Annotated in this window: 14 protein-coding genes; 3 read left to right on the top strand and 11 right to left on the bottom strand. The window is 71.8% G+C overall.

Going from position 1 to position 13,438, the window contains the following annotated elements:
• Positions 1–16 precede the first annotated feature (16 nt).
• The 4 genes from OG624_RS26630 to OG624_RS26615 all read right to left on the bottom strand — a co-directional run bounded on the left by OG624_RS26630 (position 17) and on the right by OG624_RS26615 (position 3,938).
• The gene (locus OG624_RS26630; protein WP_033218596.1) at positions 17–772 is read right to left on the bottom strand and encodes an AIM24 family protein; all 756 of its coding nucleotides are present in this window, start codon (positions 770–772) and stop codon (positions 17–19) included.
• A 17-nt stretch (positions 773–789) separates the two neighbouring features.
• On the bottom strand, positions 790–1,470 hold the full coding sequence (locus OG624_RS26625; protein WP_030011152.1) for an AIM24 family protein: 681 nt from the start codon (positions 1,468–1,470) through the stop codon (positions 790–792).
• Between the two features lie 20 nt (positions 1,471–1,490).
• Complete coding sequence (locus OG624_RS26620; protein ID WP_033218589.1) at positions 1,491–3,125, bottom strand: TerD family protein; 1,635 nt, start codon at positions 3,123–3,125, stop codon at positions 1,491–1,493.
• A 174-nt stretch (positions 3,126–3,299) separates the two neighbouring features.
• Complete coding sequence (locus tag OG624_RS26615; protein WP_371588416.1) at positions 3,300–3,938, bottom strand: M48 metallopeptidase family protein; 639 nt, start codon at positions 3,936–3,938, stop codon at positions 3,300–3,302.
• 125 nt (positions 3,939–4,063) lie between these two features.
• Between OG624_RS26615 and OG624_RS26610 the strand changes: the two genes are divergently transcribed.
• Both OG624_RS26610 and OG624_RS26605 read left to right on the top strand, forming a co-directional pair.
• On the top strand, positions 4,064–5,197 hold the full coding sequence (locus tag OG624_RS26610; RefSeq protein WP_051763100.1) for a ThiF family adenylyltransferase: 1,134 nt from the start codon (positions 4,064–4,066) through the stop codon (positions 5,195–5,197).
• A 72-nt stretch (positions 5,198–5,269) separates the two neighbouring features.
• Complete coding sequence (locus tag OG624_RS26605; RefSeq protein WP_033218588.1) at positions 5,270–6,598, top strand: ABC1 kinase family protein; 1,329 nt, start codon at positions 5,270–5,272, stop codon at positions 6,596–6,598.
• A gap of 22 nt (positions 6,599–6,620) precedes the next feature.
• Here the strand turns inward: OG624_RS26605 and OG624_RS26600 are convergent, their stop codons facing one another.
• The 5 genes from OG624_RS26600 to OG624_RS26580 form a co-directional block, all read right to left on the bottom strand.
• On the bottom strand, positions 6,621–6,827 hold the full coding sequence (locus OG624_RS26600) for a hypothetical protein (protein ID WP_030711716.1): 207 nt from the start codon (positions 6,825–6,827) through the stop codon (positions 6,621–6,623).
• Positions 6,828–6,928: 101 nt separating this feature from the next.
• Positions 6,929–7,258: a hypothetical protein gene (locus tag OG624_RS26595; protein WP_033218583.1), complete on the bottom strand. Its 330-nt coding sequence runs from the start codon at positions 7,256–7,258 to the stop codon at positions 6,929–6,931.
• A complete protein-coding gene (locus OG624_RS26590) occupies positions 7,255–7,626 on the bottom strand; it encodes a WhiB family transcriptional regulator (protein WP_033218581.1) in 372 nt (123 codons plus the stop codon). Before OG624_RS26590 ends, OG624_RS26595 begins: the two co-directional genes overlap by 4 nt.
• Positions 7,627–7,823: 197 nt before the next feature.
• Entirely contained in the window at positions 7,824–8,147 is a 324-nt protein-coding gene (locus OG624_RS26585) for a hypothetical protein (RefSeq protein WP_371588414.1), read from the bottom strand.
• Positions 8,148–8,314: 167 nt separating this feature from the next.
• Positions 8,315–10,480, bottom strand: a complete 2,166-nt coding sequence (locus OG624_RS26580) for an ATP-dependent DNA helicase UvrD2 (protein ID WP_167745536.1) — start codon at positions 10,478–10,480, stop codon at positions 8,315–8,317.
• 170 nt (positions 10,481–10,650) lie between these two features.
• Here OG624_RS26580 and OG624_RS26575 point away from each other — a divergent pair, with 170 nt between their 5' ends.
• Positions 10,651–10,911 carry a mycoredoxin gene (locus OG624_RS26575; protein WP_030011087.1) on the top strand — a complete coding sequence of 87 codons (261 nt, stop codon included), beginning with the start codon at positions 10,651–10,653 and terminating at the stop codon, positions 10,909–10,911.
• 97 nt (positions 10,912–11,008) lie between these two features.
• Here the strand turns inward: OG624_RS26575 and nudC are convergent, their stop codons facing one another.
• The gene (gene nudC / locus OG624_RS26570; RefSeq protein WP_199920688.1) at positions 11,009–11,965 is read right to left on the bottom strand and encodes an NAD(+) diphosphatase; all 957 of its coding nucleotides are present in this window, start codon (positions 11,963–11,965) and stop codon (positions 11,009–11,011) included.
• A 55-nt stretch (positions 11,966–12,020) separates the two neighbouring features.
• The gene (locus tag OG624_RS26565) at positions 12,021–13,433 is read right to left on the bottom strand and encodes a dipeptidase (RefSeq protein WP_033219054.1); all 1,413 of its coding nucleotides are present in this window, start codon (positions 13,431–13,433) and stop codon (positions 12,021–12,023) included.
• Between the last annotated feature and the right edge of the window lie 5 nt (positions 13,434–13,438).

The raw sequence follows: 13,438 nt of genomic DNA, 5'->3' as shown, positions 1-13,438 counted from the left end.
GCCGTGCCGGGATGCGTCAGTTCCAGGCGTTGTTCTGGTTCTGCGCGTGCGAGCCTTGCTGGCCCATGCCGAACTGCGCGGCGACGCCCTGGCCGAGCTGGGCGTTCTGCGGCGGCAGCACCTCGCTGGGCTGCACCAGCGCGACGCCGGTGCCGAGGAAGCTCAGCTCCCAGCCCTCGCCGGTGTTGCCGCGGCGCCGCCACACCCCGCTGGAGTGCGTCTGGGCCTGCATCTGGACCCGCAGCGAGGTGGACCAGGCGACGATCGCGTCCGCGTCGACATTGACGTACTTGTCGGGCGTGACGTGCATCATCAGCGGCTGCCCGGAGGTCATCAGCGCGACCTTGCCGCGGCCGGAGATGTTGAGCTGGTACTTGCCCGAGCCGGAGATCCCGTACTGGCTGTCCACCGCGATGACCTCGGTGTGCAGGGTGGAGTCCAGGGCCAGCACGTAGCTGCTGTCGACCGTGAGGCCGTCCTGGTCCACGTCCACGACGTGCACGTACTGGGCCAGGTTGGCCAGGTAGACCGTGCCCTGCCCGGAGCAGCGCATGAGGTCCAGGCCCTCGCCGGTGCGGCGGCGGGCGCCCCGCTGGCTGCTGGTCTGGTACTCGCCGTCGAAGTCGATGAGTCCCTGGTAGGCGACCATGGCGCCCTTACGGGCGAGTACGTCGTCGGAGCCGGTCAGCGAGACCCGCAGCAGCTGCGGGTTCTGGATGGCGTACCGCTCCTGGGACTGCGCCTCGGCGTGGGCGAAAAGTGCGCTCTGCATGATGTGTCCGCTCCCCCTCAGCCCCGGGCCCGGAGCCGGTCGGTGCTGTCCTCGCTGGGCTGTACGACGACGATGCCCTGGCCTGAGAAGGCCATCTGGTAGGCCTCCCCGCTGCCCCGGCCGATCATCGACGAGGCCTTGAAGCTGCGCTTGCCCTTGACCTTGAGATTCGGCGACCAGGCGACGAGCGCGTCGGGGTCGACGTACGTCTCGTCCTCGCCGCGACCGCAGTCGACCACGATCGGGGTGCCGCGGGAGGTCAGGGCGACCCACCCGGTGCCCGCGATCTGCACGTTGAACAGGCCCTGGCCGGCGAACTTGGCGAGACCCTTGACCCGCTCGACGCCCCACTGGAGGTGGGCGTCGAAGGCCAGCAGGTTGGTGCCGTTTACCGAGAGCGAGTCGTTGTTGAGGTTGATGACGACCACGTCGGCGCCGTAGTCGGCCAGGTAGAGCAGGCCGTCTCCGGTGCACTTCATCAGCGGGGCACCTTCGCCGGTGATCCACTGCGAGGCCATCTGACGGACGGCCGGCGGGTTGGGCTCGTACTGGACGAAGCCCTCGTAGGCGACCATCGAGCCGGTGCGGGCGAAGAGGTCCTGGCCGCTCTGCATGGCGACCTTGAGCATGGCCCGGCCGTGGTTCTCCATGCGGGCCGTCACGGGGGTCGGGGCGAAGCCCGCGAGTTGCTGGTTCATTGCGTTCATGTCGGGCTCCCTCAGACCTCGTACGGCTGGACGACGATGAAGTTGCCGGGAGCGCCGCGGAACTGGAGGTTCACGGTCTCCCCGCTGTGGCCGGGGTAGGCGTTGCGCCGCAGCCGGACCTGACTGGAAATGATCACCTGCGAGGCGGAGGACCACGCGACGATGGCGTTGCTGTCCGCGAAGGTGGTCGGGGTGACGGGCAGGACCACCGGGACGCCGTGCGTCTTGACGATGACCGTGCCGGTGCCCTGGAACTGCATGGTGAACAGGGCGCCGCCGGGGATGCCGTGGCCCTCGATGCGGCGCACCTCGTGCTGGAGCGACTCGTCGAAGGCGAGGACGGCCTCGGCGGAGACGCAGATCCCGTCGCCCTGCAGCTCGATGGCGTGCAGGTGGGCGCCGTTCTCCGCGAGGAAGACCTGACCGCGGCCGGTGCAGCGCATGAGCTGCATCTCCTGGCCGGTGGCGTTGCCGACGATGCGGCCGGCGAAGCCCGCGCCCTTGTAGCTGAAGTCGACCTTGCCCTGGTACAGGACCATGCTGCCCTGGCGGGCGAGGACGGCCTGGCCGCCCATCGCGAGGTCGACCCGCATGAGCTGCTGGTTCTGCGGGGTCCAGCGGGTGCCCGTGGGGGCTTCCTTGTACGGCTGGAGCGCGGCGGCGAGGCCCGCGCCGGCGGCGGGTACGCCCTGCGGGGCGTAGCCCGGCTGCTGGCCGGGGACCTGGCCGTAGCCCGGCTGCTGCCCGTAGGGGGCGGGGGCCGGGGCGGGCGGCGGGACCTGACCGGGGTACTGGCCGGGCACCTGGCCCGGCACCTGTCCGGGGACCTGGCCGTACGAGGGCTGCGGCGGCTGGCCGTACGGGGCGGGGGCCGGCGGGGCGAGCGGCGCGGCCATGGTGGGCGCGGCGTGCACCGGGGCCGGGGCCGCGGGCTGCTGGTACTGCGGCTGCGGGACGGCGCCGGGCGCGGGCACGGGCGCGCCGAAGGACGGCGCGGGGGCCGGGGCCTGCGGGGCCGAGGCCGGGGCGCCGAAGGACGGGGCCGGGGCGGCCGCCTGCGGCGGCGGGGCGAAGCCGGGCGAGGCGGCGGCCGGGGCCTGCTGCGCCGGCGGTGCCTCCTCGGCGACCTCGCCGCCGAAGTTCCGCAGCAGCGCGTCGAGGCCGCCGTCGAAGCCCTGACCGACGGCGGCGAAGCGCCACACGTCCTTCAGGTAGAAGTCGCCGAGCATCACGGCCCGCTCGGTGGTGAACTCCGCACCGGTGAACGCGTACCGGACGACCTCTTCGCCGCCGGCCACGATCCGGATGTAGCCGGGGCCGATCTGCGACATCTGTCCGGCACCGTCGATGGTGGCGGTGAAGGACAGTTTGTGGATGGATGCCGGAATGCGGTCCAGCGTCACCCGGAAGGATTCGGTGTCGCCCGACTGCGCACCGAGTTGTTGAATGGACTCTTCCGGCGACTTCGGCTGATTGAAGAAGACGAAGTAACGGTCGTCCGACAGCTGCTCGTTGGCGTCGAGGCCGAAACAGCTGATGTCGAAGGCGAGTCCTGATCCTGCGATCTGGACGCCTACGTACAGATCGGTGCCCGCCGTGAGATCACTGATCTTGGCCTTGTGGCCGCGTTGGAATTCCCTGGCCATACGTACGACCGTCCCCCATCCCGACTGTGAATGCGTGCCGCTCAGGCTAACGGCAATTGCCGACATCCGGCCAAGCCGGTACCGACCCGGTACAAAACCCTGCGTGCGGCATGCGCGACGGCCGGCGGGCCGGCGGGTGGGCCGAGGGTCGGGCCGGGGGTCGGGCCGGCGGGCTCATTCCTCGCGGGCGGCGGGGACCTTCGGCAGTCGCTCGGCGGCGACCACGCCCTCCAGGTAGCCGCGGGCCCGCTCGGTGCGCGGGTACGCCTCCAGCAGTTCCCAGAAGCGGGGTCCGTGGCCGGGTACGAGGAGGTGGGCGAGCTCGTGCAGGAGCACGTAGTCGACGACGTACTCGGGCATCCCCTGGAGCCGGTGCGAGAGCCGGATGCTGCCTTCGGCGGGGGTGCAGGAGCCCCAGCGGGTGTTCTGGTTGGTGACCCAGCGGACCGTGCGGGGGCGGGCCCGGCCCTCGAAGTACTGCTCGGACAGCTGCGCGGCCCGCTCGGTGAGCTCCGCGTCCCCGAAGGTGCGCCTGCTCTCCTGCGCGGCCAGCTTGTCGAGCATGACCCCCACCCAGCGCTGCTCCTCCGCCTCGGACATCCGGGCAGGGATGAGCACGACCGTACGGTCACCCTCGCGATAGGCGGATACGGTCCTGCGGCGGCGCGCGCTCCGGCGGACTTCGACGGCGCGCTGCGGTGGGTCGGCGGACACGCCACGACGGTACCCGGTCGTGGTGGCGGAAGTCCCGCCCGTCCGCGGTTCGAACACGAGGGATTCACAGCCGATTTCCGGAACCCTATTTCCCTTCATCTCATATGCCTAATACCTCGCACCTGTGGACAAATTCCTGCGCCGATTCCGGTGGGCGGGCACTGTGGCGGAAGAGCGGGAAACGGACGGTGCGACTGCGCACGGGATATCGAGGGGGACCGGACATGTATCCGAAGGTGAAGCCGGCGTTGGCGCGGGCATGGCGGGATCTTCAGACGGTTCAGTTCGGGGTGACACCCGCCCACGCGGTGGTGCTCGGCCCCGTGGACACGGCGACGGGCACGCTGATCGACCGGATCGACGGGACCCGGGGGATGGAGCTGCTGCGGACCGAGGCCTCGGGGATGGGGCTGCCGGACGGCCGGGCCGACGAGGTGGTCAGGACGCTGGCGGGAGCCGGTCTGCTCGACGACGCCACGGCGGGCGGGCCCCGGGCCCAGGCCCTGCGCGCGTATCCGGAGACCGTGGAACGGCTGGGGCCCGACCTCGGTTCGCTGTCCCTGGTCCGCCGGGAGCCGGGTGGGGACCTACGGGGGATCGCCGCCCGCCGGGCGATACGGGTCCGGGTGCGCGGGAGCGGCCGGGTGGGGGCGGTGATCGCCGCGGTCCTGGCGGGAGCCGGGGTGGGCCGGGTCGAGGTGCTCGACGGCGGCCGGGTGGAGCCGGCGGACATCGCGCCGGGCGGGCTGGACCCCGGGAGCGTGGGCCGGCCGCGGGCCGAGTCCGCGGGCAGGCTGGTGCGCGAGTCGGCCCCGGGGCGCACCCCGCGGGTCGGCGAGGAGCAGGGGGCGGAGCCGGGGCTGGCCCTGGTGATCGTCGCGCCTCGGGACGGGCTTCAGGCCTGGGCGCCGGATCCTGACGCCGCGGCGGACTGGGTCGCCGCGGGCATCCCGCACCTGTACGCGGGGGTGTTGGAGGGGACGGGGTTGGTGGGGCCGCTGGTGCTGCCGGGTTCGACGGCCTGCGCGGGGTGCATGGAGCGTGACCGGGTGGACCGGGACGCGGCCTGGCCCAGGATGCTGGTGCAGTGGCGCTCCGCCCACCGCCGCCGCGCGAGCGCGGCCTGCGACCTGGGCCTGTCCACGGCGGTGGCCGGACTGGCGGCGGCCCACGCGTTGGCCTTCCTCGACGGACAGTTGCCCGCTTGCACCGCCTCCCGCTGGGAGGCGGCCCTCCCCACCCTGCATTGGGAATCCGACCCGGTCCGCCCGCATCCCGAGTGCCCTTGCGGGGCGGGTGCGTCACCTGAGGAGGCACGGGCGGGGAGCGGCCGGGAGGGCCATGACAGGATGCGTTGAGGCTGTCGGGACGGCGGATCCCTTCCTGAATCCGCCGTCAGCGGCGCAGCTGTCTGGGACATGGAGGGGCGTATGTCTGATCTTCCCCGGAAGGCGGTCACCCGTACCGTCAAGCTGGCCGCGCTGCCACTCGGCATCGCGGGCCGGGCCACGTGGGGGCTGGGCAAGCGGATCGGGGGCAAGTCCGCGGAGATCGTGGCGCGCGAACTCCAGCAGCGCACCGCCGAGCAGTTGTTCCGCACCCTCGGGGAGCTGAAGGGCGGTGCCATGAAGTTCGGGCAGGCCCTGTCGGTCTTCGAGTCGGCTCTGCCCGAGGAGGTCGCGGGACCCTACCGGGCGGCGCTGACCAAGCTGCAGGAGGCGGCCCCGCCGCTGCCCGCGGCGACGGTGCACCAGGTACTGGCGGACCGTCTGGGCGCGGACTGGCGGGACCTGTTCGAGGAGTTCGAGGACAAGCCGGCCGCGGCGGCCTCCATCGGGCAGGTGCACCGGGCGGTGTGGCACGACGGCCGGCAGGTGGCCGTCAAGGTCCAGTACCCGGGGGCCGGCGAGGCGCTGCTGTCGGACCTGAAGCAGCTGGGCCGGTTCGCGGGACTGCTGGGTCCGCTGATCCCCGGCATGGAGATCAAGCCGCTGATCAAGGAGTTGCGGGACCGGGTCGCGGAGGAGCTCGACTACGAGCTGGAGGCCGAGGCCCAACGGACGCACGCGGACGCCTTCGTGGACGACCCGGACGTGGTCGTGCCGGACGTCGTGCACCAGGGCGACCAGGTGCTGGTGACCGAGTGGATGGAAGGGACCCCGCTGTCGGAGGTGATAGCCGACGGCACCCAGGAGGAGCGGGATCGCGCCGGACAGCTGCTGGCCGGGTTCCTGTTCTCCGGTCCGGCGCGCACCGGCCTGCTGCACGCCGACCCGCACCCGGGCAACTTCCGGCTGATACCGGGGGCGGACGGCCGGACACGGCTGGGAGTCCTGGACTTCGGCACGGTCGACCGGCTGCCCGGGGGCTGGCCCAAGCCCATCGGCAGGTCGCTGCGGATGACGCTGGACGGTGACGCCGAGGGGGTCTACGGGCACCTGTGCGCCGAGGGGTTCGTGAAGGAGTCCGTCGAGCTGGAGCCCGACGCGGTGCTGGACTACCTCAAGCCGATCATCGAGCCCGCCGAGGCCGAGGAGTTCACCTTCACCCGGACCTGGCTGCGCGGCCAGGCGGCGCGGATCGCCGATCCCCGCTCCCCCGCGCACCAGTTGGGCCGGCAGATCAACCTGCCGCCCTCCTACCTGCTGATCCACCGCGTGACGTTGAGCACCATCGGGGTGCTGTGCCAGCTGGGCGCGACGGTGCGGCTGCGGGACGAACTGGACACCTGGCTGCCGGGGTTCGCCTCCGAGGGGTGACGCGCGTGACGGCGTGGGCGCGTCACCACCAGGACGAGTCGAGCCTGCCCTCGATCGCCCGGAGGTTGGCGCGCGCGCAGTCGACGCAGAAGTACTGTCTGGTCCCGTTCTCCACCGAACAGGTCCAGGTGGGTGGGATCTCGCCCGGGGCCTTGGCGCCGCAACCCGTGCAGACGACGGGCTGGGCCTCGGATCCCGACGGGCCGGGGTGGGGAGTCGGCTGGTCCACCTCCAGACGATATCCCCGTCCGGGGCGGACAGCCCCGCGCAACGCACCGGGGGGACCGGTCCGTGCGGACCGGTCCCCCCGGGGGATGCTGCTTTCAGCTCTTACTGCATGACGGCCATGGCCAGCGCGCGCCGGGCGCGCAGGGAGACGCGCTCGGCACGCCGCTGCATGCGGCGGGCGGCGACCAGGCGCACGGCGTGACGCTCGGCGTCCACCTCACGCATGCGGTCGTCCATATGGGCGCGAGCCAGGGCTTCTGGGATGAGTTGCATTTCGCGGGTCCTGTTCTGACGCGAGGTGATCGCGCCGGCGGTGATGAAGTCTGCGTGGGCGGCGCCGTGGGGCTGCTCGCTCGTGGAGTAGGAGGTCATGAGGGCCTGCTTCAAGGGGTCGTGCGTCAGGGGGCGGTCGATGGTTCCGATGGCGGTCATGCCGCGACAACCGGGTTCTTGCGCGGACGGCCACGGGGACGCTTGCGGGCGACGACGACACCCTGGACGAAGAGCTCGCCACCCCAGACACCCCAGGGCTCGCGGCGCTCGATCGCACCGGCGAGGCAGGCCTCGACCAGCGGGCAGGTGCGGCAGAGGGACTTGGCGTACTCGACGTCCGCCGGGGACTCGGCGAAGAAGACCTCGGGGTCGAAGGTGCGGCACGGGACGGGTACGCCGAGGTTCTCGATGGCGTCGTCGAGCGCGGTCAGCGCGGTGAGCGGGGTCAAGGTGTGGGCCTCCGGGACTGCGGGCGGGGAGTTCAGTTGGGTCTGCGGTACGGACGGGGCGTGCGCTTCGAGTTGCACGGTGGTTTCTTCCTCGTCTTGTTCGGCTAGTCGTTCCGGCCGGTCGGCCGGGTTCGGCTGGGTTGTGCTCTCACACCGACTGGCAAGGCCAGTCCCGAGACCCCTTCGCTCCGTCGCCCCCGGTCGGGGACAAACAGAAGGGCCGCGGATCCCGGGTGGGGTTCCGCGGCCCTGAAGGCGCCGGCCTGATCATGCGATCAGGCTGGATCACTCCAGGGTTCGAGCCCGCGGAAGGCCCACATCAGGTGGTGCTGCTGCTTCGTCTGCTTCTTCAGGGATCCGGCACCGGCTGCGGCAGCGAATCCATAGGCGCCATGCGTCTGCGCTTCTGCTGCCAGTACTGCCACCGGTGCCTGGGTCGGTCGCTCGTTGCGCTCACTGACCGGAAGGGTCGCCAGGAGGGCGGGGCGGTCGGCGGAAATCGCGGACACACCGGTACCCAGGAGGGAGACGGAACCGAGCAGGCAGGAAGCGTCGACCGAGCGATCGGTCATTTTGGTGAAGGTCATGAAGCTGGTCACTGGTCTCGCCTCCTCTCGGCGTCTCGGGGACTCGGCCCGAGGGCCTGTCCCATACGTATTCGGATAAGTACAGCACGGATCCAGGGCTTCGGAGAAGCCACCGTTTCCGTTGCTAAGAACCTATGGGTCTTCGCTGGGCATGTGCAAACTATTTTTCCGACGAGTTTCTACGCGTCGTCAGGATGCCCGGACCCGACCTCCTGACCTGCGCAGATGGCCAGGACCTCGGCTCCGTACCGGTCAAGCTTACGACCACCCACCCCGGAGATCATCGAGAGCTCCCCCGCCTCGGACGGAGCGGCCTCCGCGATCGCCATCAGCGTCTTGTCCGTGAAGACGCAGTATGCGGGCAGGCCTTGCAGCTTCGACTCGGCCGCGCGCCACTCCCGCAGCCGCTCGTAGAGACCTTCGTCCATGTCGGACGGGCAGTCCTCACACCGCATCAGCTTCAGCTCGCCGGCCTCGGTCAGGGTCTTGCGGCAGACCCGGCACAGCACCGGGCCGCGGGGCCCGCGCTTGCGCTGCCCTCGCTCGGCCGCGGAGCCCGCTCGGGCGCCCGGGGCCGCGGAGCCCGGCCGCAGGCCGTTCAGGAAGCGGCTGGGGCGCCTGGAGGCCCGGCCGCCGGGGGCGCGGGAGACCGCCCAGGACAGGCTCAGGTGCACCCGCGCCCGGGTGACGCCGACGTAGAGCAGCCGCCGCTCCTCCTCGACCTGCTCGTCGGTCTTCGCATAGGTGATCGGCATCATGCCGTCGGTGAGGCCGACCAGGAACACCGCGTCCCACTCCAGGCCCTTCGCGGCGTGCAGCGAGGCCAGGGTGACGCCCTGCACGGTCGGGGCGTGCTGGGCGGCCTTGCGCTCCTCCAGCTCGATCGTGAGGTCCGCCAGGGTGGCCCCGGGCCGGCTCCGGGCGAAGTCCTCGGCGAGCCGGACCAGCGCGGCCAGCGATTCCCACTGGTCGCGCACGGCGCCGGAGCCGGCCGGCGGCTCGCTGCTCCAGCCGGTGGAGCTGAGCACCGCCCGGACCTGGGAGCCCAGCTCCACGACATCGTCGAGCAGCGGGTCGTTCCCTCCGGAGCGGGCGGCTCCGCGCAGGGCGAGGAGTGCCTTCTGGACCTCCTGGCGCTCGAAGAACCGCTCGGCCCCGCGCAGCTGGTACGGAACCCCGGCGTCGGCGAGGGCCTGCTCGTACACCTCGGACTGGGCGTTGATCCGGTAGAGCACGGCGATCTCGCCCGCCGGGACGCCCGCGGCGATCAGGTCCCGGATCCGGTGGGCGACGCCCTCGGCCTCGGCGGGCTCGTCCGCGTACTCGGTGTGGACGGGGTCGGGACCGGCCTCGCGCTGCGAGATCAGCTCCAGCCGGTGCTCGGCGGCCCGCCCCTTGGCCTGGTTCAGGAGCCCGTTGGCCAGGTGGACCACCTGCGGGGTGGAGCGGTAGTCGCGAACCAGCTTGACCACCGTGGCCTGCGGGTAGCGGGTGCGGAAGTTCAGCAGGTGGTCGGGGGTGGCGCCGGTGAAGGAGTAGATGGTCTGGCTCGCGTCACCGACGACGCAGAGGCTGTCGCGCTCGCCGAGCCACAGGTCCAGCAGCCGCTGCTGGAGCGGGCTGACGTCCTGGTACTCGTCGACGACGAAGTGCTGGTACTGGGTGCGGATCTGCTCGGCGATGTCGTGACGGTCCTGGAGGATGCCGACGGTCAGGAGCAGCACGTCCTCGAAGTCGATCATGCCGCGGTCGCGCTTGAGCTGTTCGTACGTCCCGTAGATCTGGGCGATCTCGGCCAGGTCCCGAGGGGCCTCGCGACCGGACTTCAGGGCGGCCACCGGGTAGTCGGCGGGCACGGTCTGGGTGACCTTCGCCCATTCGATCTCGCCCGTGACGTCACGGAGCTCGTTGCGGTCGAGGCGGATCCGGCAGCGCGCGCCGGCCTCGGCCACGAACTGGATCTTGCGTTCCAGGAGTCGGGGCACCTCGCCGCCGACCGCCTTCGGCCAGAAGTACTGGAGCTGGCGCAGGGCGGCGGAGTGGAAGGTGCGGGCCTGGACCCCGCCCGCGCCCAGGGTGCGCAGGCGTCCGCGCATCTCGCCGGCGGCGCGGTTGGTGAAGGTGACGGCCAGCACGCTCGCGGGCATGAGCTGCCCGGACCGGACCCCGTAGGCGATGCGGTGGGTGATCGCGCGCGTCTTGCCGGTACCGGCTCCCGCCAGCACGCACACCGGCCCGCGCAGGGTCGTCGCGACCTCGCGCTGCTCCGGGTCTAGCCCCAGGAGCACCGCGTCCGCCGAGTCGGCGGCGGCGGGGAAGGATGAGGAGTGCGTTGCTGCTGTCACCCCGCCATGCTGCCAGGTCTCCTGAGTCGGGCGGGAAAATTGTCCACAGGCAGCACGAATCAGTCGTATCAGTCACACCGGGTGCGTGCGGGCGAGCGTACGGGAATGGCCGCAGGGTCCCGTACGTTCGAGTACTCGGACCACCGAGCCCTCACGAAGGAGAGCGCAGCATGCAGGACACGGGCACCGTCACGATGTACAGCACGACCTGGTGCGGCTACTGCCGTCGGCTGAAGACCCAGCTGGACCGGGAAGGCATCGCGTACAACGAGATCAACATCGAGCTCGACCCGGAGTCCGCCGCGTTCGTGGAGAAGGCCAACGGCGGCAACCAGACGGTTCCCACCGTGCTCGTGAAGTCCGCCGCAGGCAGCGAGTCCGTCATGACCAACCCGAGCCTGGCCCAGGTCAAGCAGGCCCTCGCCGTCTGATCGGCCGCGCGGACCGGGCGAGACCGGAGCACGACGGAGGGCCCCCGCCGAGGCGGGGGCCCTCCGTCGTGTCACAAAGCGGGGGAAGTGACGAAGGTTACGCGGCCGCCTTCGGCAGCGGCTCGCCGTACCAGAGCTCGACGAGCCGGGCGGCGATGGAGATGCCCGACGGGGGCAGCACCTCGCCCGACGCGAACGCCGCGCGCAGCTCCTCACGGGAGAACCAGCGGGCCTCCTCGATCTCCTCGCCGTCCACCGTGATCTCCGAGCTGGTGGCGCGGGCCGTGAAGCCCAGCATCAGGCTGTACGGGAACGGCCACGGCTGGCTGGCCACGTACTCGACCTCGCCGACCTTGACGCCCGCCTCCTCCCACACCTCGCGGATGACGGACTGCTCTATCGACTCGCCCGGCTCCACGAACCCCGCCAGCGTGGAGAAGCGGCCCTCCGGCCAGTGCACCTGGCGGCCCAGCAGCGCACGGTCGTGCTCGTCGGTGACCAGCATGATCACGGCCGGGTCGGTGCGCGGGTAGTGCTCGGCGCCGCAGCCCGGGCAGCGGCGGATGTGCCCGGCGGCCGCGACCACCGTGCGCTCCCCGCAGCGCGAGCAGAAGCGGTGCATCCGCTGCCAGTTCTCCAGCGCCACCGCGTGCACCATCAGCCCGGCGTCGCGCGGGGACAGCAGCAGTCCGGCCTCCCGCAGGCCGGCCGGGCGGGCCGACTGGTCCATGCGGCCGGGCAGCGCGTCCTTCTGCAGCGCGAAGTACCGTACGCCGTCCTCGTCGGTGCCCAGGAAGTAGCGGTGGGTCTCGGTGACCGGGGCCTCGAAGGCCGGGGTCATCACGATGCCGGTACCGCCGTCGGCGGTGTCGTCGATCAGGACCTGGCCCCCGGAGACGACGAAGACACGGGTCGTCGGGTGGCTCCAGGCCGCGGCGAGCCACGCCTCGTCGAGGCGGTGGTGCGCGGCGCGGTCGATCCCGCTGGGCGCGGCGAGCGAAAGAGGGCGCTCGGTGAGAGGGCGCTCGGTATGGGTGCTCACAGGTACTTCCAACTCCCCCGGTGGTGGGACAGGCAGGCAGGCTCGGTACGGCAGGTGTGTGCGGGTGTCAGGCGGTGGTGCGGTGGTGGTGATGGGCGGCCAGGTCTCCCCACAGGTACGCGGTCGTCTCGACGCCCTTGAGCAGGAGGTCCAGCTCGACCTTCTCGTTCGGCGAGTGCCAGCCGTCGGACGGCACCGAGATGCCGAGGAAGAGGACGGGCGCGTCCAGGACGTCCTGGAGGTCCGCGGCGGGGCCGGAGCCGCCCTCCCGCGTGAAGCGGATCTTCTCGCCGAAGGCGCGGCCCATGGCTCGGACGACCGACTGCAGGGCCGGGTGGTCCAGCGGGGTCAGGCACGGGCGGGTGGGCGCGCCGAAGGTGATGGAGTGCCGGATCCCGTCGGGGATCCCGGCCGCGACCCAGTCCCGGACGGCCGCCTCGACCTCGTACGGGTCCTGGCCGGACACCAGGCGGAACGACAGCTTGACGTGGGCGGAGGCGGGCACGATGGTCTTGCCGCCGGGGCCTTGGTAGCCGCCGCCGATGCCGTTGACCTCGGCCGTGGGGCGGGCCCAGACGCGTTCCAGGGTGGAGTACCCGGCCTCGCCCGCGGCCGCGTGGGACTTGGCCGTACGCAGCCACTCGGACTCGTCGAAGGGCAGCTCGGCGATGAGCGCGCGTTCCGCGTCCGTCAGCTCGGCGATGTTGTCGTAGAAGCCGGGGATCGTGACCCGCCCGTCGGCGTCGTGCAGGGCCGCGACCAGGCGGGCGGCGGCGGTGGCCGGGTTGGGCACGGCCCCGCCGAAGGCGCCGGAGTGGATGTCCTGGTCCGGGCCGTGGAAGTCGATCTCGCAGTCGGCGACGCCGCGCATGCCGGTGCAGACGGTGGGCGTGGTCTCGGACCACATGCCGGTGTCGGAGACGATCACGACGTCGGCGGCGAGCTCGGCGGCGCGGGCCTCGACCAGGGCGCGGAAGTTCGGGGAGCCGGACTCCTCCTCGCCCTCGATGAGGAGCTTGAGGTGCACGGCGGGAGCGGCGGCGCCGGTGGCGGCCAGGTGCGCCCGCACCCCGAGGGTGTGGAAGAACACCTGCCCCTTGTCGTCGGCGGCGCCGCGCGCGTACATGCGGCCGTCCCGGACCACCGGCTCGAACGGATCCGTGTGCCAGCCGTCGGCGAGGGCGGCGGGCTGCACGTCGTGGTGCCCGTACACGAGGACGGTCGGGGCGTGCGGGTCCTCGCTCGGCCAGTGCGCGAAGACGGCGGGAGCGCCGGGGGTCTCCCACACCTCGGCGACCGGGAAGCCGGTCTCCTTGAGCTTGGCCGCGAGCCATTCGGCGCTGCGGCGTACGTCGCCCGCGTGCTCGGGCTGGGCCGAGACGGAGGGAATGCGGAGCCACTCGGCGAGGTCGTCGAGGAAGGCGGCGCGGTGGGTGTCGATGTACGTGCGGACGACGCTGTCCGGCGGGGTGTCGCTCATGCCCA

The organism is Streptomyces virginiae, assembly GCF_041432505.1.
GTDB classification, from domain to species: domain Bacteria; phylum Actinomycetota; class Actinomycetes; order Streptomycetales; family Streptomycetaceae; genus Streptomyces; species Streptomyces virginiae_A.
This window is presented reverse-complemented; position numbering and strand designations above follow the sequence as displayed.

What these genes read in the sequence shown, in the direction of transcription:
- OG624_RS26615 (WP_371588416.1), bottom strand. Translation starts at nt 3,938, where the DNA reads ATGAAGGGAAATAGGGTTCCGGAAATCGGCTGTGAATCCCTCGTGTTC.
- OG624_RS26620 (WP_033218589.1), bottom strand. Translation starts at nt 3,125, where the DNA reads ATGGCCAGGGAATTCCAACGCGGCCACAAGGCCAAGATCAGTGATCTC.
- OG624_RS26625 (WP_030011152.1), bottom strand. Translation starts at nt 1,470, where the DNA reads ATGAACCAGCAACTCGCGGGCTTCGCCCCGACCCCCGTGACGGCCCGC.
- OG624_RS26595 (WP_033218583.1), bottom strand. Translation starts at nt 7,258, where the DNA reads ATGACCGCCATCGGAACCATCGACCGCCCCCTGACGCACGACCCCTTG.
- OG624_RS26575 (WP_030011087.1), top strand. Translation starts at nt 10,651, where the DNA reads ATGCAGGACACGGGCACCGTCACGATGTACAGCACGACCTGGTGCGGC.
- OG624_RS26565 (WP_033219054.1), bottom strand. Translation starts at nt 13,433, where the DNA reads ATGAGCGACACCCCGCCGGACAGCGTCGTCCGCACGTACATCGACACC.
- OG624_RS26630 (WP_033218596.1), bottom strand. Translation starts at nt 772, where the DNA reads ATGCAGAGCGCACTTTTCGCCCACGCCGAGGCGCAGTCCCAGGAGCGG.
- OG624_RS26610 (WP_051763100.1), top strand. Translation starts at nt 4,064, where the DNA reads ATGTATCCGAAGGTGAAGCCGGCGTTGGCGCGGGCATGGCGGGATCTT.
- OG624_RS26605 (WP_033218588.1), top strand. Translation starts at nt 5,270, where the DNA reads ATGTCTGATCTTCCCCGGAAGGCGGTCACCCGTACCGTCAAGCTGGCC.